Consider the following 22,610-nt stretch of genomic DNA (forward strand, 5'->3'; position numbering starts at 1 on the left):
TTGACAGGCGGGCCAGCCGCCGAACAGGAACGAGGGCGAAAGATGATGAATTCCAGAGGGATGAGCCGGCGCCTTGTGCTGCGGGGCGGCCTGCTGCTGGGCGGCGCGGCGCTGGGGCTTGCGGGCTGCTCGAACGCGGTCGGGCAGGACGCGCCCTCGCGGCTGGACGCGCGGGTGGATGCGACGCGGGACTTCCTGCTGCGCAGCTATCCCAATGTCGCGCCCATGGTGCAGAACGCCAAGGGCGTGCTTTACATGCCGCTGATGACCGAGGCGGGATTCGGCGTCGGCGGCGCCTACGGCCAGGGCGCGCTGCGCATCAACAACGTGACGGTGGACTATTATTCGGCGACCCAGGCCAGCGTCGGCCTGCAGATCGGCGCCCAGCAATATGCGCATGTGCTGATCTTCCAGACCGATGCGGCGCTGGCCGATTTCCGCAAGGCGCCCGGCTGGGTGGCCGAGGCCGGGGCCTATTACGCCCTGCCCGCCGGCGGCGTCTCGATGGGCACCGACACCATCACCTCGCAGCAGCCGGTGGTGGCGATGGTCTTCGGCCAGTCCGGGCTGATGGCCGGCGCCTCGATCGCCGGGACGAAATACACCCGCATCATCCCCTCGACCTTCTGAGGCCGCGGCCCCGCGACCGGAACCGGAAAGGCCGGGCGCCCTGCCCGGCCTTTTGTGCTTCAGCTGCCGTGGATGATGCGCACGTAGTTGCGCGTCTCGCGATAGGGCGGCACGCCGCCGTATTTCGCCACCGCCGCCGGCCCGGCGTTATAGGCCGCCAGGGCCAGCCGCCAGTTGCCGAAGGTGTTGTACATCATGCGCAGATAGCGCGCGCCGCCTTCCAGGTTCTGGATCGGGTCGTTCGGATCGACGCCCAGCTTGGCGGCGGTGCCCGGCATCAGCTGCGCCAGCCCCCGCGCGCCCTTGTGCGAGCGCGCCGAGGGGTTCCAGCCCGATTCCTGCTGCACCAGCCGCAGGAACAGGTCCTCGGGGATGCCGTGCTTGCGGGCCATGGCGCGGGCATGGGGCAGATACTGGCTGCGCCGGTTGCCGTTATAGGCGGGAACTGCGGTCGGCAAGTCCAGCTCGACCACGCTCTTGGTCGAGGTGCCGCCGGGGCGCAGCCGCGCCGATTGCTGGTATTGCCCGGCCAGGCGCGAATCCATCAGCCGGGTCTGGCGCTCGAACTGCGCCAGCCGCGACTTGCCGCTTTTCGCCTGCAGCCGCAGCCCATCGGCCGCGGCGGGAACGGCCAGCCCGGCCGAAATCGTCAGGGCCATCGCGGCCCGGCCAAACTGGCGCAGCATCGCCCGATTGCGTGAAAGCATCTCTGGTCCCTCATGCATGCCGTCGTCTTTTTTTGTGCGGCACTATAGCGCAAAGCCGGGCGGGCGCCGCAAGAGGATTCCTTGACGCGGCCGACGCCGGAATCTTCGGCGGATTTCCGCCGATATCCTCTTCCGCTCGCCGGCGCGCTACCTTAAGCAGGGCCTCCGCGCTACACCTCCGCGCAAGACAACCCCAACAAAAAGGACCCGCAGCATGGCAGGCAGCGTGAACAAGGTGATCCTGGTCGGCAATCTGGGTCAGGACCCGGAAGTCCGCACCTTCCCCAGCGGCGGCAAGGTTGCCAACCTGCGCATCGCGACGTCCGAAACCTGGAAGGACCGCAATACCGGCGAGCGGCGCGAGCGCACCGAATGGCATACGGTGGCGATCTATTCCGAGCCGCTGGTCCGCGTGGCCGAGCAATATCTGAAAAAGGGCTCCAAGGTTTATGTCGAGGGCCAGCTGGAAACCCGCAAATGGCAGGACCAGAGCGGCAACGACCGCTATTCGACCGAGGTCGCCCTGCGCCCCTTCCGCAGCGAGCTGCACATGCTTGACGGCCGCGGCGCCGGCGGCGGTGGCCGCGACGAGGGCTATGGCGGCGGCAGCTACGGGGGCGGCGGCTATGGCGGCGGCGCCTCCTCGGGCGGCAGCGCGTCCGGCGGCGGGCAGTCGCAGAACCGTCCCGAATTCGACGACGACATCCCGTTCTGATCGCGGATGCCAAATCCGGCCCCAAGAATCCCGGCCCCTCGCGGCCGGGATTTTCCGTTTCAGAACCGGCTCAGCAGGTCCGAGCGGAACGAGGCATCCAGCCGGCGCATGTAGCTTTCGGCGCAGCACATGTGATCGTGCATGATCCGGCCGGCGGCATCGCCGTCCTCGGCGCGGAAGGCGGCCAGCAGCTGCCGGTGGCTTTCGATATTCGCCTCGCCGAAGATCTCGTGCTCGCGCATGCTTTCGCTGCGATAGCTGACCAGATCGCGCAGCATGCTGTTCAGGAAGCGGCACATGAAGACCAGGATCACGTTGTCCGAGGCCTCGCAGAGAATGTCGTGGAACTCGGTCTCGGCCCGGCGCACCACGGCGCGGTCCTGCGCCGCGTTCGCCGCTTCGCAGATGCGGATGTTCTCTTCCAGGCGGCGGAAATGCGCCTCGGTCAGCTTGCCGATGACGTTGCGGGCCAGGCTGACCTCCAGCGACTGGCGCAGCTCGTAGACCTGGGCGAAGTCGATCTTCTGGAAATGCAGGTATTGCCGCAGCTGCTGGGTGACGATGTCGATCGAGGCGGGCTGGATCTCGGGCCCGCCGTTCGGACCCGAGAGCATGCGCACCAGCCCCTCGACCTCCAGCGCCTTCAGCGCCTCGCGGATGGTGCCTTTCGAGCAGCCGTAATGCTCCATCAGCGCGCGCTCGTGCGGCAGGCGGTCGCCGGGCAGCAACCCGTCGCGGGCGATGCGGCGGCGGATGTCCTCGGCCACCTGGTCCGACAGCTTGATGCGGGTAAGCCTGCGTTCCTTGCCTGCCGGCGCGTCCTGATCCATGCGGTCCTTCAGCCTTGCCAGATTGTCCCGGGGTCCAGCGGATATATGGGCCGGGCGAGTTTTTTGAAAGCGAACAGATCGTAATCCGAAGCGGTTACGCCCGAGCTTGCGCATTCCACCACGGCTTGCGCAAGCGGCTCGAAGACCGGGCGGCAATACATGCGCGATTTCAGGTGCAGGAAGCGCGCCTGCGCGGCGTCAAGGCCGACACAGGAAAAACAGCCCAGGTCCAGCGGCTCGTGCGGCTGCTCGCAGATGACGATGCGCGCGGCGCCGGTATCGAAGGCGGCGGCGCGGCCCATCGACAGCTCCTGCCCGTGATAGATCGGCCCGGAGACGCGATAGCGCCCGTCCGACAGCGCCGCGACCCGGCCCGTCAGCCGCAGCGGCGGGCGCGGCGCGGGCAGGCCCTCGGCCGGGGTCTTGTTGCCCAGCCGGATCTCGGCCTCGGCCCCCTCGCCCGCCGCGAAAAGCCGGGCTACGGTCTCGGGATCGGCAATCGGGCCGACCATGATCCCGTCATGATCGGCGGCCAGCAGCGCCTCCAGCACGTCCATCACGTCGCAGCTGCCGCCCGACATGCAATTGTCGCCATGATCCAGCAGCAGCACCGGCGCCGAACCGTCCGCCAGTGCGGCGGCGCGGGCAATGGATTGCGCAAGGGGCTCCTCGGCATAGACATATTCGGCGCGCCGCCGCCATGCCTCGCGGCCCAGTTCCCGCGCGACCTCGCGGGCAAGCTCGGGCGTGTCCGCGACGGTGACGATGGACAGGCCGGTCTCGGCCAGGTCGGCGATGGGAAAGCCGCCGAAGACCGTCACCGCCTGCACGCCCGGCCGCGCCTCGGCCTGCCGCGCCAGCGCGATCAGGTCGGTCATGGCGCAATCGGTGGTGGTGTTCATGCACAGCGTCGCCGCCAGCATCGGCGGATGGCACAGCGCCATGGCCGGGCGCGCTGCGCCGGAGAGGAGCGGCTGGAACAGGCGCAGCACGTGCTCGCCCGTCTCGACCATGTCCACATGCGGGTAGGTCTTGAAGCCGACGATCACGTCGCAATGCTCCAGCATCGCTTGGGTAATGTTGCCATGCAGGTCCAGCGCCACGCCGATGGGCACGCCCGGCGCGGCGGCGCGGACCCGGCGCAGAAGCTCGCCCTCGCCATCGTCATGGCTGCGGGTGACCATGGCGCCGTGCAGGTCCAGCAGGATGCCGTCGCAGCCCTTCTCGACCGCCGCGAGGATCGCCTGCGCCATGGCCTCGAAGGCCTCGTCCTCGACGGGCCCCGAGGGCATGGCATGGGCGATCAACGGCACCTCCACCGCGGCGCCGATGCGGCGGGCGAAGGCGTGGAAGGCGCCGATGGCGGCCGGATAGTTCCCGGCCGCCGCCAGCGCCTCCTCGCCCCATTTCGGGGCGAAGGCGGCCAGCGGCGTCTTGACGGGCGAGAAGCTGTTGGTCTCGTGGTTCAGCCGGGCCAGGACAAGGCGGGTCATGCGGCGGCCTCCTTGCGGGCCTCGGCCATGCGGCGGTCATAGTCCAGAACCGCCTCCAGCAGCACCTGCGCGCCGGCGGCGCATTCCTCGGGCTGGGTCGATTCCGCGGGATTGTGGCTCAGCCCGTCCTTGCAGGGCACGAAGATCATCGTCGTCGGCGCCACCGCCGCGGCATGGGCGGCGTCATGGCCGGCGCCCGAGATGATGTCGCGCGTCGCATAGCCCGCCGCCTGCGCCCCCGCCCTGACCGAGGCGATGCATTCGGCGTCGAAGACCACCGGCGCGGTGCGCGAGATCTGCTCCAGCCGGCTTTCCAGCCCGACCGCTTGGGCGGCATCCCCCACCAGTTCCTCGACCTCGGCCTGCATCCGATCCAGCACCGCGTCCGAAGGATGGCGCAGGTCGATGGTGGCGCGCACCTGGCCGGGGATCACGTTATGCGAATTCGGGGCGATTTCCAGAAAGCCGATGCTGCCCACCGCGTTCTCATGCGCCTTGGCGATGCGGTCGATGCCCTCGATCACCCGCGCCATGCCCAGCAGCGCGTTGCGGCGCATCGCCATGGGGGTCGAGCCGGTATGCGCCGCCGTGCCGGTCAGCGTGAGTTCGAACCAGCGCATCCCCTGGATGCCCTGCACCACGCCGATCTGCGCGCCCTCGGCCTCGAGGATCGGACCCTGCTCGATATGCAGCTCGAACATGGCGCCGAAGCGGATCGACCCTGCCTTGGCCTCGCCGCGATAGCCGATGCGGTCGAGGCTGGCGCCGAAGCTGTCGCCGCGGGCGTCCACCCGCCCGTCGCCATAGTCGCGGCTGTAGACCCCGGCCCAGATGCCCGAACCGAGCATGGCCGGCGAAAAGCGCGAGCCCTCCTCATTGGTCCAGTTGACCAGCATCAGCGGCGCCTCGGTCTGGTAGCCGGCGGCGTCGAGCGTGCGCAGCACCTCAAGCCCGGCCAACACCCCCAGCACGCCGTCGAACTTGCCGCCCGTGGGCTGGGTATCCAGATGGCTGCCCATGGCGATGGCGGGCAGGTCCGCGCGGGCGCCGGGACGGGTGGCAAACATGTTGCCGGCCTCGTCCACCACCATCTCCAGCCCCAGCGCGTCGCATTGGGCGCGCAGCCAGTCGCGCACGCGGCGATCCTCGTCCGAAAGCGTCAGCCGGGCGATGCCGCCGTCGGGCGTGGCCCCGATCTGCGCTGTCTCCATCAGGCTGTCCCACAGCCGGGCAGCGTCTATATTCAGGTTGGACATGGGTTTTCCTTACGCCTTGACGCCCAGATAGCGGTCGATGGTCTCGGGGTCGCTGCGGAACTGCCCGGCCGTGGCGCAATGCACGATGCGACCCAGTTCCAGGATGTAATGCCGGTCGGCAAGCTGGCTGCAGACGGCAAGGTTCTGCTCGACCAGCAGGATCGGCACGCCGGCCTCGCGGATCAGGCGGATCTGGGCGACGATCTCCTCGACGATGATCGGGGCGAGGCCCTCGACCGGCTCGTCCAGCATCAGCACCTTGGGGCCATTGAGCAGCGCCCGGGCGATCGAGAGCATCTGCTGCTCGCCGCCCGAAAGCTGGCCGCCACCGTTCTTCCTGCGCTCCTCCAGCCGCGGGAAGATGCGATAGATGTCGGCCAGAGCCCAAGGCGAGCCGCGGCGCGCGGCGATGCGCAGGTTCTCCTCGACGGTCAGCAGCTGGAAGATGCCGCGATCCTCGGGCACCAGCGACAGCCCCGCCGCGGCGATGCGATGCGCCGGCTGGCCGGTGACGTCGCGGCCGGCCAGTTCGACCCGGCCCTGACGCGGCGCGATCAGGCCGACGGCGGTCTTCAGCGTCGTGCTTTTGCCGGCGCCGTTGCGGCCCAGCAGGGTGACGATCTCGCCCGGCCCGACCTCCAGCGTGACGCCCTGCAGGATGTGGCTCTTGCCATAATAGGCGTGCAGGTCGGTCAGTTTCAGCGCGGCGGTCATGCGATGTCCCCCGTGATCATGTTGCCCAGATAGGCGCGCTGCACCTCGGGGTCGTCGCGGACCTGCGCGGGCGGACCCTCGACCAGCTTGCGGCCCAGCCGCATCACCGTGACCATGTCCGAGATGTTCATCACGATGCCCATGTTATGCTCGATGAACAGCACGGTATGGTCGCGGCCGAGGTCGCGGATCAGCTGTTTCATCGCCTCGATATCGTCGATGCCCATGCCGGAGGTCGGTTCGTCCAGCAGGATGACGCGCGGCCGCGCGGCCATGGCCATGCCCACCTCCAGCCGGCGCTGCTGGCCATGCGACAGCTCGCCCGCCAGCCGGCCTGCCACGGGGGCAAGCGCCAGACGCTCGATCACCTCGTCGGCGATGGCCAGCGCCTCGGCATTGGCTTCCGCCCGCCGCCAGGGCGCCAGCGCCTGCCAGGGCGTGCGGCCCTGGGCGGCAAGGCGCAGGTTCTCGCGCAGGGCCAGGTTCGGAAACAGGCTGGTCACCTGGAACGAGCGCGCGATGCCAAGCCGCACCCGGTCGTCGTCCGAGGTGTCGGTGATGTCGCGCCCGTCCAGCTCGATCCGGCCCGAGGATGCCCGCACCCGCCCGGTCAGCGCGTGGAACAGCGTGGTCTTTCCCGCCCCGTTCGGCCCGATGATGGAATGGACCGAGTTGCGGCGGATCTGCAGGTCCACCTCGGCCAGCGCGTGGAAGGTGCCGTATTTGACCCCAAGGCCGCGGGTCTGCAAGGCGATGTCGGTCATCTCAATGCTCCTCGGCCGGGGTTTCGGGCGCGCGCTCGCGGCGGAAGGCCAGGTCGTAGCCCCGCTCGACCAGCCCCCAGAGCCCGCGTTGCAGGAACAGCGCCACCGTGACCAGCACCAGGCCCAGAAGCAGCAGCCAGCGCGGCCAGACGGTGGACAGCGCATCGGCCAGCAGCAGGTAGAACCCCGCCCCCAGCACCGAGCCGAACAGGCTGGAACTGCCGCCGATGATGGTCATGATCAGGATCAGCTCGCTGGTGTGGTATTCGATGTTCGACAAGGGCGCGACGCCGATCAGCATCGCGTGCAGCGCGCCCCCGAAGGCCGTGACCGCGCCCGAGATGGCGAAAGCCTCAAGCTTGAACAGCTTGGTCGGGAAGCCGATGGCGGCCGCCCGCCCCTCGTTCTCGCGGATCGCCAGCAGGGTGCGACCGAAGGTCGATTGCGTGACCATGACCAGGATCGCAAAGACCGCCACGAAGCAGATGGCGACGAAGGTGTAATAGGACCAGGGCGCGTTCAGCGCCGTGCCGCCGACCGAGGGGCGCGGCACGCCCAGCAGCCCGTTGTCGCCGCCGGTCACGCCGCTGAACGTATAGGCGACGAAATAGAACAGCTGCGAAAAGGCCAGCGTCAGCATGACGAAATAGACCCCCTGCCGGCGGATCGACAGCCAGCCGACCAGCGTGGCCGTGGCCGCGCCCAGCACCGCCGCGCCGGCCAGCACCAGGGGCACCGGGACCTGCCAGCGCGTCAGGCAGATGCCCGCGACATAGGTGCCGATGCCGAAGAAGATGCCCTGCCCGAAGGACAGCAAGCCCGTATAGCCCAGCAGCAGGTTGCAGGCAGCGACGACCATGGCGAAGATCAGGATCTCGGTCGCGAGGATGCCGGATTTCAGGAACAGCGGCAGGACCAGCACGGTCAGCAGCGCCAGCGCCAGCTGCGCATAGGGTTTGTCCAGCGGGTTCATGCTCATGCCCTCCCCAAGAGGCCGCGGGGCATCAGCGCGATGACCAGCGCCATGCCGACATAGATCATCAGCCGCGCGCCCTCGGGCCAGAGCGTGGTCATGACGCTTTGCACCACCCCGACCAGCAGGCCCGCGACCAGCGCGCCGGTATAGCTGCCCATGCCGCCGATCACGACGACGACGAAGGCCACCGACAGCGCCTCGATCCCCATGAAGGGCTCGACGCCGCGGATCGGCGCGGCCAGCGCGCCCGCAAGCCCCGCCAGCCCGGCGCCGAAACCGAAGACGGCGGTGTTGATGCGCAGCGTGTTGTAGCCCAGCAGCGCCATGTTCGCCGGCGACTCGGACCCGCCGCGCACGATGGCGCCCAGCCGCGTGCCCTCCAGCAGCCACCACAGCAGCCCGGCCAGCACGACGGTGAGGCCGATGGTGAACAGCCGGTATTGCGGATAGATGAAATCGCCCAGGATCACGACGCCCTGCAGCCCCTCGGGCGCCGGCACCGAGCCGCCCAGCGGCCCCCAGGCGATGATGACCAGTTCCTGCACGACCAGCGCCAGGCCGACCGTCACCAGGATGTGGAAGGTATGCGGCAGCTTGTAGATGCGATGCAGCAGCACCGCCTCGATCAGCGCGGCAAGGCCGGCGACGATCAGCGTGGCCAGCGGCATGGCGGCCCAGAAGCTGAAGCCGCGCATGGTCAGGTCATAGGTCAGATAGGCGCCCAGCAGGTAGAAGGCGCCATGGGCGAAGTTCACGAACTGCAACAGGCCGAAGATGACGCTGAGGCCGACGGCGAGGAGGAAATACAGCATCCCCAGACCGATGCCGTTCAGAACCTGGAAAAGGTAGATCACGGGCTTCTCCCTGAAACCGGGCGAAAAGGCCCCGCGCGACCGCAATCGCGCGGGGAGGCGGGGGATCACGCGGGCATGGCGCAGCCGGCATCCTCGGGCGCAAGGAAGGATTTGCCGGCGCTGATGATCTCGGCGTAATCGTCCTTGTCGGCCATGTCGGCCTTGGCCTTGCCCTTGAGCAGGTAGTAGTCCTTGATGACCTGATGGTCGGCGGCGCGGATCTCTTCCTCGCCGGTCAGGCCCTGATATTTCAGCCCGTTCAGCGCCGCGGCGACGCCCGCCCCATCCGGCGAGCCGGCCTTGACCGCCGCCTCCAGCAGCAGTTTCGCGCAGATATAGGAACCGGCAAAGGAATAGTTCGGGTTGAAGCCGTGCTTTTCCTGCACCTTGGCGACCAGCTCGCGGTTCAGCGCCGAATCGGCGCCGTGCCAGTATTGCGCGCCGAAATAGACGCCTTCGCAGATATCCGGCCCCAGCGCCTCGAACTGCTCCAGCCCCGAGGCCCAGGCGACGACGATGGTCATGCGTTGCTTGAGGCCAAAGCTGACCGCCTGCCGCAGCGTGTCCGAGCTTTGCGCGCCGAAGTTCAGCAGCAAGAGCACGTCGGGCTGCGCGGCGATGGCATTGGTCAGGTAGCCGGAAAATTCCTTGTCGGTCAGCGAATGGTAGCTGTTGCCGACATGCTCGATGCCCTTTTCCGCGAACACATCCTTGGCGGCGTTCAGCAGCCCGTCGCCAAAGACATATTGCGGGGTGATCGTATACCATTTCTTGGCATCGGGCAGCGCGTCGATGATCGGGCGCACGGTTTCGTTGATGGCGCCATAGGTCGGCACCGACCAGCGGAAAGTGGCCTTGTTGCAATCGACGCCGGTGATCTCGTCGGCGCCGGCGGTGGTCATGAAGGCGCCGCCGCCGCGCTCGACCTCCTTGCCCATGGCCAGCGATTCCGACGAGAGGATGCCGCCCGCGAACAGCTTCACCCCGTCCTGTGCCAGCGCATCCTGCACCTTGCGCACTGCGGTCGCGGGCTTGCCCTCGGTATCGAGGTCGAGGGTCGAGACCTGCACGCCATGCGCGGCCGCGACCTCTTCGGCGGCCATCACCGCGCCGATGGTGGCGAATTTGCCGTTGGCGGCGAAGGCGCCCGAGATCGGCACCGGCACGCCGATCTTCAGCGCCTCGCCCTGGGCAAGGGCGCGGGTGACAAGCCCCGGCGCGGCGAGCGAGGCCGCGGCCAGCGTGGATGTGGTCAGGAAACGGCGACGATTGAGCATGAGCAAACCCTGTTGTTGGCGTTGCATTGGTTCTTGGGAGGCAACTTTCAAAACTATACGTATAGATATGATTATCTGTCTATAAGCGGTCTCGCCTTGCGCTCCAAATATTTCAGTTTTAAATCAATCTGTTAACTGTTTCTGCGACGCAGCAATACTTTCGCATCCGCAAAAGCGGCCGCGTGGAAATGCGCGACAAGGGCATGCCACCGGATCCGATTCGGCCCAGGCTCGCCAAACTGGCCCCATATATTGGCACAATCTGGCTCTATCGCTTTGCCGCGTTCGGGCGCAGTCAGGAGAAAACCCCTTTGCGCAGGAGTCCGGCCATGACGCTCGATCTGAACCCCAACGACATGTCGCATGTGGTCGCCGCCGACCGCGCCCATGTCTGGCACCACCTGAGCCAGCACAAGCAGTATGAGACCATCGACCCGCGCGTCTTTGTCGAGGGCAAGGGCATGCGGCTGTGGGACGCCACCGGGCGCGAGTTCCTCGATGCCGTCTCGGGCGGCGTCTGGACCGTGAACGTGGGCTATGGCCGCGAAAGCATCGCCGATGCGATCCGCGACCAGCTGGTCAAGCTGAACTATTACGCAGGCGCGGCGGGCACCGTGCCGGGCGCCGTCTTCGCCCGAAAGCTGATCGAGAAGATGCCGGGCATGACCCGGGTCTATTACTCGAACTCGGGCTCCGAGGCGAACGAGAAGGTCTACAAGATGGTGCGCCAGATCGCGGCGCGCCACCATGGCGGCAAGAAATGGAAGATCCTCTATCGCGACCGCGACTATCACGGCACCACCATCGGCACGCTGGCGACCAGCGGCCAGGACCAGCGCGCCATCGCCTACGGCCCCTTCCCCGACGGCTTCGTGCGCGTGCCGCATTGCCTTGAATACCGCAAGCAATGGGACGTGGAAAACTATGGCGAGCGCGCCGCCGACGCCATCGAGGAGGTGATCCTGCGCGAAGGCCCCGATACCGTGGGTTGCCTCGTACTGGAGCCGGTGACGGCGGGCGGCGGCGTCATCACCCCGCCCGAAGGCTATTGGCAGCGCGTGCAGGAGATCTGCCGCAAATACGACATCCTGCTGCATATCGACGAGGTGGTCTGCGGGCTTGGCCGCACCGGCACCTGGTTCGGCTATCAGCAATACGGGATTCAGCCGGATTTCGTCACCATGGCCAAGGGCGTCGCCTCGGGCTATGCGGCGATCTCCTGCACCGTCACCACCGAACGCGTCTTCGAGATGTTCAAGGACGCGCCCGAGGACGGCATGAGCTTCTTCCGCGACATCTCGACCTTCGGCGGCTGCACCTCGGGGCCGGTGGCGGCGATCGAGAACATGCGCATCATCGAGGACGAGGGCCTGCTGGCCAACACCGTCGCCATGGGCGAAAGGACGCTGGCGAACCTCAACGCGCTGATGGAAAAGCACAAGGTCATCGGCGACGTGCGCGGCAAGGGCCTGTTCTGCGGCGCCGAGCTGGTCTCGGACCGCGCCACGAAAGAGCCGATGGACGAGAAGAAGGTGCAGGCCGTCGTGGCTGACTGCCTTGCGCAGGGCGTCATCATCGGCGCGACCAACCGCTCGCTGCCCGGCTTCAACAACACGCTTTGCCTGTCGCCGGCGCTGGTCGCCACGGCCGACGACATCGACCGCATCACCGATGCCATCGACAACGCCCTGACCAAGGTCTTTGCCTGACCCTTGATCCGCGGCGGCATTCGGGGAACTGATGGACCCCGTCAGCCGCCGCGGATCACCCCATGCCGATTCCCCCCGACGCCTTCTTCCTGGACCATGCCGCCGGCCTGCCCCTGCAGGTGCAGCTGCGCCGCCAGATCATCGCCGCGGTAACCGCCGGCCGCTTCCGCGCGGGCGAGAAACTGCCCTCGACCCGGGCGCTGGCCCGGCATCTGGGCGTGGCGCGGGTGACGGTGGCCCAGGCCTTCGCGGAACTCGTCTCGACCGATTACCTGGCCAGCCGCGACCGTTCGGGCCATTACATCTCGGACGGCATCGAGCGGCGGCTGGAGGCCGAGCCCCCCGCCCCGGACACGCCGCGCTTCGACTGGGACAGCCAGCTGGAAGGCCGTTTCGCCCGCGCGGCCCGCACGGATCGCGAGCGCGACTGGCGCCGCTTCGCCTATCCCTTCGTCTATGGCCAAGCCGATCCGGCGCTGGTCGACCATGCCGCCTGGCGCGACTGCGCCATGCGCACCTTGGGCCGGCGCGAATTCGATTCCGTCACCGGCGATCTCTACGATGCCGACGACCCGGAGCTGGTCGATCACATCGCCCGCCAGATCCTGCCCCGGCGCGGCATCAGCGCCGGGCGCGACGAGATCCTGCTGACCATGGGGGCGCAGAACGCGCTGTGGCTGGTGGCGCAGCTGCTCTTGCGCCCCGGCACCTCCTGCGCGGTCGAGGATCCCTCCTATCCCGGCCAGCGCGAGATCCTGCTGGCCAGCCGCGCCCGCATCCTGCCGGTCCCGGTCGATGCGCGCGGCCTGCCGCCCGACGCCATCCCGCCCGGCATCGCCGCGGTCTTCACCACCGCCAGCCACCAATGCCCGACCAACTCCACCATGCCGCTGGCCCGGCGCAAGGAACTGCTGGCCCGCGCCCAGGCGCAGGGCTTCGCGGTCGTCGAGGACGATTACGAATTCGAAATGTCCTTCGCCGGTGCGCCTTCGCCCGCGCTCAAGGCCATCGACCGGGCCGGGGCGGTGATCTATATCGGCTCCTTCTCGAAATCGGTGTTTCCGGGCGTGCGGCTGGGCTATGTCGTGGCCGATCCCCGTTTCATCGCCGAGGCGCGGGCGCTGCGCGGCATGGTGCTGCGCCACCCGCCCGGCCACATGCAGCGCACGCTGGCGCATTTCCTGTCGCTGGGCCATTACGACGCGCAGGCCAACCGCATGCGCCGCGCCTATGCCCGGCGGCGCGAGGTGATGCTGGCCGCCATCGCGCGCGAGAGGCTGCGCCTCGCCTCGCCCGGGGCGACCGGCGGGTCGAGTTTCTGGCTGGCGACGCCCGAGGGGGTGGATTCGGCCGCGCTTGCGGCCCGGCTCAAGGCGCGCGAGGTGCTGATCGAGCCGGGGGCGCCGTTCTTCGCCTCTCCCGGCCGCGGCAGCGGCTTCTATCGCCTCGCCTATTCCTCGATCTCGGCCGAGCGCATCCCCGAGGGCATCCGCCGCATCGGCGATGCGCTGCGCGAGATGGCGGGATAAGGGGGGCGCCGGCTCCGCCCGCCGGATCTCAGGTTCCGGCGTCGCGGAAATCCAGCCGGCCCGACAGCAGGATGGCGATGGTCGAGCAGACCGCGCCAGACAGCAGATACAGCCCCGCCGCCGGCAGGCCCAGCCAGGTCGAGAGCAGCAGCGCCGTCAGCGGCGCGAAGCCGGCGCCGAACATCCAGGCCAGGTCCGAGACGATGGCCGAGCCGGTATAGCGGTTGCGCGCCTCGAACAGCGAGGCGACCGCGCCCGAGCTTTGCCCGAAGCTGAGGCCCAGGATGAAGAAGCCGACGATCATGTAGACCACCTCGCCGGTCTTGCCCGCCGACAGCAGCAGCGGCGCCAGCACGGCGAAGCCGCCGATCAGCAGCGCCCCGATCAGCAGCAGGCGCCGCCGGCCGATGCGGTCGGCCAGCCAGCCCGACAGCAGGATGGCGGCGATGCCGCCGGTCGCGGCCACGGCCTCGATGATCAGGAAGCTCAGCAGCGTCTCGTTGGTGTAAAGAAAGATCCAGGACAGCGGATAGACCGTGACCATGTGGAACATGGCAAAGCTGGCCAGCGGCACGAAGATGCCGAGCAGGATGGCGCCGCCATCCTCGCGCAGGGTCCTGCCGATGCGGGTCGGCTGCAGCTCGCGCGATTCGAAGAGCTCGGCGAATTCCTCGGTGGCGACGATGCGCAGCCGCGCGAACAGCGCCACGACATTGACCGAGAAGGCGACGAAGAACGGATAGCGCCAGCCCCAGTCCAGGAAGTCCTGCGCCGTCAGGTTGGCCGCCAGATAGGCGAAAAGCAGCGTGGCGACGATCAGCCCGATCGGCGCGCCCAGCTGCGGCACCATGGCGTAAAAGCCGCGGCGGCTGCGCGGCGCGGTCAGCGCCAGAAGCGCGGGCATGCCGTCCCAGGCCCCTCCCAGTGCCAGGCCCTGCGCGATGCGCAGCACGGCCAGGATGATCACGGCCCAGCCGCCGACATTCTCGTAGCTGGGGATCAGGCCCATCGCCACGGTGGCGGTCCCCATCAGGAACAGCGCCGCGGTCAGCTTGGTGACGCGGCCGTGGCGGCGGTCGATGCTCATGAACAGCGCGCTGCCCAGCGGCCGGGCGACGAAGGCCAGCGCCAGCAGCGCGAAGGACAACAGCGTCCCGGTCAGCGGATCGGTGAAGGGAAAGATCCGCTGCGGAAAGACGATCACCGAGGCGATGGCGAAGACGAAGAAATCGAAGAATTCCGAGGTGCGCCCGATGATGACGCCCACGGCGATATCCGAGGGCGAGACCTTGTGACGCCCCGGCGAGGCGGGCGATTGCGCGGCTTGCCCGGCGGGCATGGAGGAGGTTGTGCTCATGTTCCCGAAGAATCCGATCCGATCCAGATCCGCACCGCGCATGGACCAAGCCCGCCGCGGCGTTTCCGCCCCTATTGCTGCCGTAAGCGGGGGGCAAAAAGCATACGGCAAATCGTCGCATACCGATTTGATCCAGGTCAAGGTAACTAACCTGATATCGTGCCGCGCATCCGCGACTCGGCCCCCTTTCCCGCCGTCTGCCTCGACGCTTCACGGACCTCGGATCGTTCCATGACCCATAAACGAACATTCGCCCGCCTGCCATGGCTTGCCCTTCTGCTTCCCCTTGCCGCCTGCAAGGCCGAGGTCCTGGCCCCGGCCGGCGACATCGCCGCGCGCCAGCGCGACCTTCTGGTGATCTCGACCCTGCTGATGCTGCTGATCATCGTGCCGGTGATGGTGCTGACCGTGGTCTTCGCCCGCCGCTACCGCGAAAGGAACAGGGACGCGGTCTACCGCCCGGACTGGGACCATTCGACCAAGCTGGAATTCGTCATCTGGGCGGCGCCGCTGCTGATCATCATCACCCTGGGCGCGCTGACCTGGGTCGGCACGCATCTTCTGGACCCCTACCGGCCGCTGGACCGCATCGCCTCTGACCGGCCGGTGACCGAAGAGCACAGGCCCCTGCCGGTGCAGGTGGTGGCGATGGACTGGAAATGGCTGTTCATCTATCCCGAGCAGGGCATCGCCTCGGTCAACGAGATGGCGGTGCCGGTGGATCGCCCGGTCGCGTTCACCCTGACCTCGACCTCGGTGATGAACGCCTTCTACATTCCGGCGATGGCCGGGATGATCTATGCCATGCCGGGGATGGAGACCAAGCTGAACGGCGTCTTCAACCATCCCGGCGAATACAAGGGCATCGCCTCGCATTACTCGGGGCACGGCTTTTCGGGCATGCATTTCAAGGCGCTGGCCACCGACGAGGCGGGATTCGACGCCTGGGTCGAGAAGGCGCGGGCCTCGGGCGGCTCGCTGGACCGCCCGCGCTACCTGGAACTGGAGGCGCCCAGCGAGAACGTGCCGCCGATGTCCTTCGCCGAAGTCGATCCGCAGCTGTTCCAGCGCATCGTCAACATGTGCGTCGAGCCGGGCAAGATCTGCATGGCCGAGATGATGGCGCTGGACGCGCAGGGCGGCACCGGGCTGGCCGGCACGATGAACGTGACCCGGCTGACCTATGACAAGCATCAGCGCCGCGGCACCCGCGCGCCGGTGCTGGGATGGGAGCCGTTCCAGGTCGCCTCGTTCTGCACGTCCGAGGATTCGGCGCGGATGTTCGGCCAATCGCCCGAGCTGGCCCGCGCGCCGCTGGACACGGCCCCGCTGCGCGGCCATGCGCTGGTGCCGCCGAAAGGGCCCTTCGCCCCCTCGCAAGACAATGCCGTCACGCTGCTGGACCCGACCGAGGGCCGGGCGCGGAACTTCTGATCGGACGCAAAGCATGGCTACCTTTTCCAACGAGACCACCTTTCTTCTCGGCCGGCTGAACTGGGACGCGATCCCGAAGGAGCCGATCGTCTGGGCCACCTTCGTCGTCGTCGCCCTGGGCGGCATCGCGCTGCTTGCGGCGCTGACGCGATACCGGCTCTGGGGCTGGCTCTGGCGCGAGTGGTTCACCTCGGTCGACCACAAGAAGATCGGCATCATGTATATCATCCTGGCGCTGATCATGTTCCTGCGCGGCTTTGCCGATGCGGTCATGATGCGGCTGCAGCAGGTCTGGGCCTTCGGCGGCTCCGAGGGCTACCTGAACGCGCATCACTACGACCAGATCTTCACGGCGCATGGCGTCATCATGATCTTCTTCGTGGCGATGCCCTTCATCACCGGGCTGATGAACTATGTCGTGCCCTTGCAGATCGGCGCGCGCGACGTATCCTTCCCCTTCCTCAACAATTTCTCGTTCTGGATGACGGTGGGGGGCGCGGTCATCACCATGGCCTCGCTGTTTCTGGGCGAGTTCGCGCAGACCGGCTGGCTGGCCTTTCCGCCGCTGTCGGGCATCGGCTACAGCCCCTGGGTCGGGGTGGACTATTACATCTGGGGGCTTCAGGTCGCCGGCGTCGGCACCACGCTGTCGGGCATCAACCTGCTGGTGACGATCCTGAAGATGCGGGCGCCGGGCATGACCATGATGCGGATGCCGATCTTCACCTGGACCTCGTTCTGCGCCAATATCCTGATCGTCGCCTCGTTCCCGGTGCTGACCATGACGCTGATCCTGCTGACGCTGGACCGCTATGTCGGCACCAACTTCTTCACCAACGACCTTGGCGGCAATCCGATGATGTATATCAACCTCATCTGGATCTGGGGCCACCCCGAGGTCTATATCCTGATCCTGCCGCTGTTCGGCGTCTTCTCGGAAGTCACCTCGACCTTCTCGGGCAAGCGGCTGTTCGGCTATTCCTCGATGGTCTATGCCACCGTCTGCATTACGGTGCTGAGCTATCTGGTCTGGCTGCACCATTTCTTCACCATGGGCTCGGGCGCCTCGGTGAACTCGTTCTTCGGGATCACCACGATGATCATCTCGATCCCGACCGGGGCCAAGCTCTTCAACTGGCTCTTCACCATGTATCGCGGCCGCATCCGCTACGAGCTGCCGATGATGTGGACGGTGGCCTTCATGCTGACCTTCGTCGTGGGCGGCATGACCGGCGTGCTGCTGGCGGTGCCGCCTGCCGACTTCGTGCTGCACAACTCGCTGTTCCTGATCGCGCATTTCCACAATGTCATCATCGGCGGCGTGCTGTTCGGCCTGTTCGCGGCGATCAACTTCTGGTGGCCGAAGGCCTTCGGCTTCAAGCTGGACGTGTTCTGGGGCAAGGTCTCGTTCTGGTTCTGGGTCGTGGGCTTCTGGGTGGCCTTCATGCCGCTCTATATCCTGGGCCTGATGGGCGTGACCCGGCGGCTGCGCGTCTTCGACGACCCGGACCTGCGGATCTGGTTCGCCATCGCCGCTTTCGGCGCGGTGCTGATCGCGGCGGGCATCGCGGCCATGTTCGTGCAGTTCGGCGTCTCGATCCTGCGCCGCAACCGGCCGGACTATCGCGACGTCAGCGGCGATCCCTGGGACGGGCGGACGCTGGAATGGGCGACCTCCTCGCCGCCCCCGGCCTATAACTTCGCCTTCAGCCCGATCTCGCACGGGCTGGATACCTGGTGGGAGATGAAGCAGCAGGGCGCCGCCCGCCCGACCGCCGGCTTCATGCCGATCCACATGCCGAAGAACACCGGCACCGGCGTGATCCTGGCCGCGCTGGCGACCATCTGCGGCATGGCGCTGGTCTGGTATGTCTGGTGGCTGGCGGCGGCAAGCTTCCTGGGCATCATCGCCGTCGGGATCGCCCATACCTTCAACTACGACCGCGACTATTACATCCCCGCCTCGGAGATCGAGGCGACCGAGGATGCCCGAACGCGCCAGCTTGCGCAGGGGGTTTGAGAGATGAGCCACGCGACAACCGACACCATGCGCCAATACTGGGAGCTTGAGCCCCATCACCACCCCGAGGGCGCCTCGACCAGCCTGGGCTTCTGGGTCTACCTGATGAGCGACTGCCTGATGTTCGCGGTGCTCTTCGCGGTCTATGGCGTGCTGGGCACCAGCTTCGCCGCCGGGCCGGGACCGAAAGACCTGTTCGACCTGGAGCTGGTGGCGGTCAACACCGCCATGCTGCTGCTGTCCTCGATCACCTTCGGCTTCGCCATGCTGGCCATGGGCAAGGGCGACCAGCGCGGCACGCTGCGCTGGCTGGCGGTGACGCTGTTCTTCGGCCTGTGCTTCCTGGGCATCGAGCTTTACGAGTTCCACCACCTGATCCATATCGGCGCCGGGCCGCAGCGGTCCGGGTTCCTGTCGGCCTTCTTCACGCTGGTCGGCACGCATGGGCTGCACGTCACCTTCGGCTCGATCTGGCTGGTGACGCTGATGGTGCAGATCGCCCGGACCGGGCTGATCCCGGCGAACCAGCGCCGCATGGTCTGCCTGTCGATGTTCTGGCACTTCCTCGACGTCATCTGGATCGGCGTCTTCACCTTCGTCTATCTGCTGGGGATGATCTGATGTCCGCCGAACACGCTCATGCGCATCACGACGATCACGGCCACGACCATGGCAGCCATGCCTCTTACCTCAAGGGGTTCCTGCTCTCGGTGATCCTGACCGCGATCCCCTTCGGCCTGGTCATGGCCGGCGGCTTCGAAAGCCGGGCGCTGACCGCTGTCACGGTGATCGGCTTCGCCGTGGTGCAGATCCTGGTCCACATGGTCTATTTCCTGCACATGAACGGCAGGCAGGAAGAGGGCTGGACCATGCTCTCCACCATCTTCACCGTGGTGGTGGTGGTCATCCTGCTGGCCGGCTCGCTCTGGGTCATGTATCACATGAACACCAACATGATGCCGCAGATGGACCATGAGCTGATGCAGGGCTTCGGTTCGTGACCCTGCGCCGGCTGGCGGCGCCGGCCGGGGCGCTGGCGGTGTTCCTGGCGCTGATGGCGCTGGGGGTCTGGCAGGTGCAGCGGCTGGCCTGGAAGACCGACCTGATCGCCCGGGTCGAGGCGCGTCTGGCCGAGCCGCCCGCCCCCGCCCCTGCCGAATGGGCGGGAATGGACGCGCGCGATGCGGAATATCGCCGCATCGCGGTGACGGGAACCTATCGCGCGGACAGCGACACGCTGGTCAAGGCGGTGACGGAACGCGGCCCGGGTTTCTGGGTGATGACACCGATGCAGACCGCGCAGGGCTGGACCGTGCTGGTCAATCGCGGCTTCGTCGCGGATGCCGCCCGCGACGACCGCCCCCTGCCGGGCGGCGAGGTGACGGTGACGGGCCTTCTGCGCATGAGCCAGCCCGGCGGCGCCTTCCTGCGCGGCAACGACCCCGGGGCCGGGCGCTGGTATTCCCGCGACACGGCCGCCATCGCCGCGGCGCAGGGGCTGGGCCCGGTGGCACCCTGGTTCCTCGACGCCGATGCCCAGGGCGACGGCGCGCAGCCGATCGGCGGGCTGACCGTGATCCGTTTCCGCAACAGCCATCTGGGCTATGCGCTGACCTGGTTCTCGCTGGCGGCGCTATGGGCCGGCTGGCTTTTCTGGGCCTGGCGCCGGGGACGGCGGGACGACCGCGGCAGCGGCCGGTCCTGAACCCGCGCGCCGGCAGCGCGCCTGCGGTCAGTCCAGCAGCCTGCGCGCGATCACCTGGGCCTGGATCTCGGCCGCGCCCTCGAAGATGTTGAGGATGCGCGCATCGCACAGCACGCGGCTGATGGCGTATTCCAGCGCGAAACCGTTGCCGCCGTGGATCTGCAAGGCATTGTCCGCCGCCGCCCATGCGACGCGGGCGCCCAGAAGCTTGGCCATCCCGGCCTCCAGGTCGCAGCGCCGGCCGTGGTCCTTTTCCCAGGCGCTGAAATAGGTCAGCTGCCGGGCGACCATGATCTCGACCGCCATCATGGCGAGCTTGTCGGCAACGCGCGGGAATTCGATCAGCGACTTGCCGAACTGCTTGCGGTCGATGGCATAGCGCATGCCGATCTCGGCCGCCGATTGCGCCACGCCCACGGCGCGGGCGGCGGTCTGGATGCGCGCCGATTCGAAGGTCTCCATCAGCTGCTTGAAGCCGCGCCCCGGCTCGCCGCCCAACAGGTTTTCGCCCTTGACGCGGAAGCCGTCGAAGCCGAGCTCGTATTCCTTCATGCCGCGATAGCCCAGGACCTCGATCTCGCCGCCGGTCATGCCGGGGGTCGGGAAGGGATCGTCGTCGGTGCCCGGGGTCTTTTCGGCCAGGAACATCGACAACCCGCGCCAGTCGGTGGTCTCGGGGTCGGTGCGGGCCAGGAGCGTCATGACATGCGTGCGCTGCGCATGGGTGATCCAGGTCTTGTTGCCGGTGATCACCCAGTCGTCGCCGTCCCTGACCGCCCGCGTGCGCAGGGACCCGAGGTCGCTGCCGGTATTCGGCTCGGTGAAGACCGCCGTCGACAGGATCTGACCCGAGGCGAGGCCCGGCAGCCATTTCGCCTTCTGCTCCTCGGTGCCGCCGCAGAGGATCAGCTCGGCCGCGATCTCGCTGCGGGTTCCAAGGCTGCCCACGCCGATATAGCCGCGCGACAGCTCTTCGGTCACCACCACCATCGAGGCTTTCGAGAGGCCCAAGCCCCCGAATTCCTCGGGGATGGTCAGGCCGAAGACGCCGAGCTCGGCCAGTTCCTCGATGATCTCCATCGGGATCAGCTGGTCCTTCAGGTGCCATTCATGGGCGTTGGGGATCACCCGCTCCTCGGCATAGCGGCGGAACTGGTCGCGGATCATCTCCAGATCCTCGTCCAGCCCGGTGGCCCCGAAGGTGGCGCGGCCTTGGTTGTCCTGCATCAGCCGCGCCAGCTCGGCCCGTGCCGGCGCGGTGTTGCCGCGCATCAGCCCCGCCGCCGCCTCGCCCGGCTGCCAGTCGATCCCAAGGTCCGCAAGCCGGGCGAATTCCGTCTGGCTCATCGGGATGCCGCCGGCGATCTGGGTCAGGTATTCGCCCAGGCCGATCTGCAGGATCAGCGCCTCGGTCCGGCCCAGGCTGCCCGCCTCGGCCAGCCGCGCCGCCCAGCCGGTCAGCTGGCGAATCGATTCGACATAGGTGGCAAGCCAGGACAGCGCATGGGCGGCATGCTGATGCTGTTCCAGCAAGGCCGGCTGTGGCTTGCCCGAGGGGGCGACCAGCGCGCGCAGCGCCTCGGTGGCGCGCGATTGCAGGGTTTCAAGCTCCGGCAGGGCCGCGGCGGCAAGCGCCAGCAGGGCGGAGGGCGTATCGGCTGGCATCGGGGGCATCGGGGGCATGTCCTTCATGGCAGACTCCTTGTGCGGCGTTGCAGCATGACTAGCCGTTTCGCAACCGCAGCGCAACTATCATGCGCAATCCAGACGAAACGCGAACTAAAATGTCCCGCAGATTGCGCAAGAACGGCCCTTGCGGCGGGCAGCGCGGCGCAGCAACCTGCGGCCATGTTCGGCCTCGACCCCTTCCATTTCTGGACCGCCATCGCGATCACGCTGTTTTCCGGCTTCGTGAAGGGCGCCATCGGCTTTGCCATGCCGATGATCATGCTGGCGGCGCTGGGGTCCTTCCTGACCGCGCAGCAGGCGGTGGCGGCGGTGATCCTGCCGGTGCTGGTCACCAATATCCGCCAGGCGCTGCGCGGCGGCTGGCGGCCCGCCTGGCAGGCAAGCTGGGCCTATCGCTGGCATATCGGCATGGTGGTGCTGTTCATCCCGGTCAGCGCCTTCTTTGCCCCGCGGGTGCCGCAATGGCTGATGTATGCCATCATCGGCCTGCCGATCTCGGGTTTCGCGCTGTGGCAGATCCTGGGCCGCAGCCTGGTCCTGCCGGTGCATCACCGCCGGCGCATGGAGATCGCGACCGGGGTCGTCGGCGGGCTGATCGGCGGCATCTCGGGCATCTGGGGGCCGCCGCTGCTGGTGCTGCTGCTGTCGCTGCACGCGCCCAAGCAGGAACAGATGCGGGTGCAGGGGGTGGTGTTCTTCCTGGGCGCGGCGGTGCTGACCGTCTCGCATCTGCAATCGGGGCTGCTGAACGCCCAGACCCTGCCGTTTTCGGCGATCCTCGTCGTCCCGGCGCTGGTCGGCATGGGGCTGGGCTATCTGGCGCATGACCGGCTGGACGCGGCGCGGTTCCGGCGCTGGACGCTGATCCTGCTGGCGCTGACCGGCGCCAACCTGCTGCGCCGCGCGCTGGAGCTTGCGGGTCCGGCGGTGTAACCACAGGCCAAAAGCGAA

General features: G+C 67.6%; 21 protein-coding genes. 10 read left to right on the plus strand and 11 right to left on the minus strand.

Annotated features, from left to right (window positions below; all coding sequences use genetic code 11):
* Positions 1-60 precede the first annotated feature (60 nt).
* A complete protein-coding gene (locus PARJ55_RS0105810; protein ID WP_198019317.1) occupies positions 61-630 on the plus strand; it encodes a YSC84-related protein in 570 nt (189 codons plus the stop codon).
* Positions 631-689: 59 nt separating this feature from the next.
* Here the strand turns inward: PARJ55_RS0105810 and PARJ55_RS0105815 are convergent, their stop codons facing one another.
* The gene (locus PARJ55_RS0105815) at positions 690-1,337 is read right to left on the minus strand and encodes a lytic transglycosylase domain-containing protein (protein ID WP_028712167.1); all 648 of its coding nucleotides are present in this window, start codon (positions 1,335-1,337) and stop codon (positions 690-692) included.
* Positions 1,338-1,551: 214 nt separating this feature from the next.
* Here PARJ55_RS0105815 and ssb point away from each other — a divergent pair, with 214 nt between their 5' ends.
* Positions 1,552-2,052, plus strand: coding sequence for a single-stranded DNA-binding protein (gene ssb / locus PARJ55_RS0105820; protein WP_028712168.1), 501 nt, complete (start codon positions 1,552-1,554; stop codon positions 2,050-2,052).
* Positions 2,053-2,111: 59 nt separating this feature from the next.
* Here ssb and PARJ55_RS0105825 read toward each other — a convergent pair whose 3' ends face one another.
* The 8 genes from PARJ55_RS0105825 to PARJ55_RS0105860 all read right to left on the minus strand — a co-directional run bounded on the left by PARJ55_RS0105825 (position 2,112) and on the right by PARJ55_RS0105860 (position 10,216).
* Positions 2,112-2,882 (minus strand): FadR/GntR family transcriptional regulator, encoded by a 771-nt coding sequence (locus PARJ55_RS0105825; protein ID WP_028712169.1) that lies wholly within the window; start codon positions 2,880-2,882, stop codon positions 2,112-2,114.
* A gap of 8 nt (positions 2,883-2,890) precedes the next feature.
* Positions 2,891-4,375: a M81 family metallopeptidase gene (locus tag PARJ55_RS0105830; RefSeq protein WP_028712170.1), complete on the minus strand. Its 1,485-nt coding sequence runs from the start codon at positions 4,373-4,375 to the stop codon at positions 2,891-2,893.
* The gene (locus PARJ55_RS0105835; protein ID WP_028712171.1) at positions 4,372-5,631 is read right to left on the minus strand and encodes a Zn-dependent hydrolase; all 1,260 of its coding nucleotides are present in this window, start codon (positions 5,629-5,631) and stop codon (positions 4,372-4,374) included. Before PARJ55_RS0105835 ends, PARJ55_RS0105830 begins: the two co-directional genes overlap by 4 nt.
* A gap of 9 nt (positions 5,632-5,640) precedes the next feature.
* Positions 5,641-6,345: an ABC transporter ATP-binding protein gene (locus tag PARJ55_RS0105840; protein ID WP_028712172.1), complete on the minus strand. Its 705-nt coding sequence runs from the start codon at positions 6,343-6,345 to the stop codon at positions 5,641-5,643.
* Positions 6,342-7,109 (minus strand): ABC transporter ATP-binding protein, encoded by a 768-nt coding sequence (locus PARJ55_RS0105845; RefSeq protein WP_028712173.1) that lies wholly within the window; start codon positions 7,107-7,109, stop codon positions 6,342-6,344. Before PARJ55_RS0105845 ends, PARJ55_RS0105840 begins: the two co-directional genes overlap by 4 nt.
* Before the next feature lies 1 nt (position 7,110).
* Entirely contained in the window at positions 7,111-8,082 is a 972-nt protein-coding gene (locus PARJ55_RS0105850; protein WP_232215669.1) for a branched-chain amino acid ABC transporter permease, read from the minus strand.
* Positions 8,083-8,084: 2 nt separating this feature from the next.
* Positions 8,085-8,939 (minus strand): branched-chain amino acid ABC transporter permease, encoded by an 855-nt coding sequence (locus tag PARJ55_RS0105855; protein WP_028712175.1) that lies wholly within the window; start codon positions 8,937-8,939, stop codon positions 8,085-8,087.
* A 65-nt stretch (positions 8,940-9,004) separates the two neighbouring features.
* On the minus strand, positions 9,005-10,216 hold the full coding sequence (locus PARJ55_RS0105860) for an ABC transporter substrate-binding protein (protein WP_028712176.1): 1,212 nt from the start codon (positions 10,214-10,216) through the stop codon (positions 9,005-9,007).
* A gap of 329 nt (positions 10,217-10,545) precedes the next feature.
* Between PARJ55_RS0105860 and tpa the strand changes: the two genes are divergently transcribed.
* Together tpa and PARJ55_RS0105870 are read left to right on the plus strand one after the other, a co-directional pair.
* Complete coding sequence (gene tpa / locus PARJ55_RS0105865) at positions 10,546-11,925, plus strand: hypotaurine--pyruvate aminotransferase Tpa (protein ID WP_028712177.1); 1,380 nt, start codon at positions 10,546-10,548, stop codon at positions 11,923-11,925.
* A 62-nt stretch (positions 11,926-11,987) separates the two neighbouring features.
* A complete protein-coding gene (locus PARJ55_RS0105870) occupies positions 11,988-13,454 on the plus strand; it encodes a PLP-dependent aminotransferase family protein (RefSeq protein WP_028712178.1) in 1,467 nt (488 codons plus the stop codon).
* A gap of 28 nt (positions 13,455-13,482) precedes the next feature.
* Here PARJ55_RS0105870 and PARJ55_RS0105875 read toward each other — a convergent pair whose 3' ends face one another.
* Positions 13,483-14,811: an MFS transporter gene (locus PARJ55_RS0105875; RefSeq protein ID WP_028712179.1), complete on the minus strand. Its 1,329-nt coding sequence runs from the start codon at positions 14,809-14,811 to the stop codon at positions 13,483-13,485.
* Positions 14,812-15,042: 231 nt separating this feature from the next.
* Between PARJ55_RS0105875 and cyoA the strand changes: the two genes are divergently transcribed.
* The 5 genes from cyoA to PARJ55_RS0105900 are packed head-to-tail and all read left to right on the plus strand — an operon-like array spanning position 15,043 to position 19,970.
* Positions 15,043-16,245 (plus strand): ubiquinol oxidase subunit II, encoded by a 1,203-nt coding sequence (gene cyoA / locus PARJ55_RS0105880; protein WP_028712180.1) that lies wholly within the window; start codon positions 15,043-15,045, stop codon positions 16,243-16,245.
* Positions 16,246-16,258: 13 nt separating this feature from the next.
* On the plus strand, positions 16,259-18,265 hold the full coding sequence (cyoB, locus tag PARJ55_RS0105885) for a cytochrome o ubiquinol oxidase subunit I (RefSeq protein ID WP_028712181.1): 2,007 nt from the start codon (positions 16,259-16,261) through the stop codon (positions 18,263-18,265).
* Positions 18,266-18,268: 3 nt separating this feature from the next.
* Positions 18,269-18,886 (plus strand): cytochrome o ubiquinol oxidase subunit III, encoded by a 618-nt coding sequence (gene cyoC, locus PARJ55_RS0105890; RefSeq protein WP_028712182.1) that lies wholly within the window; start codon positions 18,269-18,271, stop codon positions 18,884-18,886.
* Positions 18,886-19,266 (plus strand): cytochrome o ubiquinol oxidase subunit IV, encoded by a 381-nt coding sequence (gene cyoD / locus PARJ55_RS0105895; protein ID WP_028712183.1) that lies wholly within the window; start codon positions 18,886-18,888, stop codon positions 19,264-19,266. Before cyoC ends, cyoD begins: the two co-directional genes overlap by 1 nt.
* Entirely contained in the window at positions 19,263-19,970 is a 708-nt protein-coding gene (locus PARJ55_RS0105900) for an SURF1 family protein (protein ID WP_028712184.1), read from the plus strand. The genes cyoD and PARJ55_RS0105900 overlap by 4 nt, the downstream gene beginning before the upstream one ends.
* A gap of 27 nt (positions 19,971-19,997) precedes the next feature.
* Here the strand turns inward: PARJ55_RS0105900 and PARJ55_RS0105905 are convergent, their stop codons facing one another.
* Complete coding sequence (locus PARJ55_RS0105905; protein WP_036697745.1) at positions 19,998-21,653, minus strand: acyl-CoA dehydrogenase family protein; 1,656 nt, start codon at positions 21,651-21,653, stop codon at positions 19,998-20,000.
* A 165-nt stretch (positions 21,654-21,818) separates the two neighbouring features.
* Here PARJ55_RS0105905 and PARJ55_RS0105910 point away from each other — a divergent pair, with 165 nt between their 5' ends.
* A complete protein-coding gene (locus tag PARJ55_RS0105910; RefSeq protein WP_028712186.1) occupies positions 21,819-22,592 on the plus strand; it encodes a sulfite exporter TauE/SafE family protein in 774 nt (257 codons plus the stop codon).
* Positions 22,593-22,610: the final 18 nt, after the last annotated feature.

This window comes from Paracoccus sp. J55, from assembly GCF_000513975.1.
Lineage (GTDB): Bacteria > Pseudomonadota > Alphaproteobacteria > Rhodobacterales > Rhodobacteraceae > Paracoccus.

Bases quoted from the DNA above. Each gene is read 5' to 3' on its own strand.
- PARJ55_RS0105810 (WP_198019317.1), top strand. From the start codon at position 61: ATGAGCCGGCGCCTTGTGCTGCGGGGCGGCCTGCTGCTGGGCGGCGCG.
- PARJ55_RS0105835 (WP_028712171.1), bottom strand. From the start codon at position 5,631: ATGTCCAACCTGAATATAGACGCTGCCCGGCTGTGGGACAGCCTGATG.
- PARJ55_RS0105910 (WP_028712186.1), top strand. From the start codon at position 21,819: ATGTTCGGCCTCGACCCCTTCCATTTCTGGACCGCCATCGCGATCACG.
- cyoA (WP_028712180.1), top strand. From the start codon at position 15,043: ATGACCCATAAACGAACATTCGCCCGCCTGCCATGGCTTGCCCTTCTG.
- PARJ55_RS0105905 (WP_036697745.1), bottom strand. From the start codon at position 21,653: ATGCCCCCGATGCCCCCGATGCCAGCCGATACGCCCTCCGCCCTGCTG.
- cyoB (WP_028712181.1), top strand. From the start codon at position 16,259: ATGGCTACCTTTTCCAACGAGACCACCTTTCTTCTCGGCCGGCTGAAC.
- PARJ55_RS0105850 (WP_232215669.1), bottom strand. From the start codon at position 8,082: ATGAACCCGCTGGACAAACCCTATGCGCAGCTGGCGCTGGCGCTGCTG.
- PARJ55_RS0105845 (WP_028712173.1), bottom strand. From the start codon at position 7,109: ATGACCGACATCGCCTTGCAGACCCGCGGCCTTGGGGTCAAATACGGC.
- PARJ55_RS0105840 (WP_028712172.1), bottom strand. From the start codon at position 6,345: ATGACCGCCGCGCTGAAACTGACCGACCTGCACGCCTATTATGGCAAG.
- ssb (WP_028712168.1), top strand. From the start codon at position 1,552: ATGGCAGGCAGCGTGAACAAGGTGATCCTGGTCGGCAATCTGGGTCAG.
- PARJ55_RS0105860 (WP_028712176.1), bottom strand. From the start codon at position 10,216: ATGCTCAATCGTCGCCGTTTCCTGACCACATCCACGCTGGCCGCGGCC.
- PARJ55_RS0105815 (WP_028712167.1), bottom strand. From the start codon at position 1,337: ATGCTTTCACGCAATCGGGCGATGCTGCGCCAGTTTGGCCGGGCCGCG.
- cyoD (WP_028712183.1), top strand. From the start codon at position 18,886: ATGTCCGCCGAACACGCTCATGCGCATCACGACGATCACGGCCACGAC.
- tpa (WP_028712177.1), top strand. From the start codon at position 10,546: ATGACGCTCGATCTGAACCCCAACGACATGTCGCATGTGGTCGCCGCC.
- PARJ55_RS0105870 (WP_028712178.1), top strand. From the start codon at position 11,988: ATGCCGATTCCCCCCGACGCCTTCTTCCTGGACCATGCCGCCGGCCTG.
- PARJ55_RS0105830 (WP_028712170.1), bottom strand. From the start codon at position 4,375: ATGACCCGCCTTGTCCTGGCCCGGCTGAACCACGAGACCAACAGCTTC.
- PARJ55_RS0105875 (WP_028712179.1), bottom strand. From the start codon at position 14,811: ATGAGCACAACCTCCTCCATGCCCGCCGGGCAAGCCGCGCAATCGCCC.
- cyoC (WP_028712182.1), top strand. From the start codon at position 18,269: ATGAGCCACGCGACAACCGACACCATGCGCCAATACTGGGAGCTTGAG.
- PARJ55_RS0105825 (WP_028712169.1), bottom strand. From the start codon at position 2,882: ATGGATCAGGACGCGCCGGCAGGCAAGGAACGCAGGCTTACCCGCATC.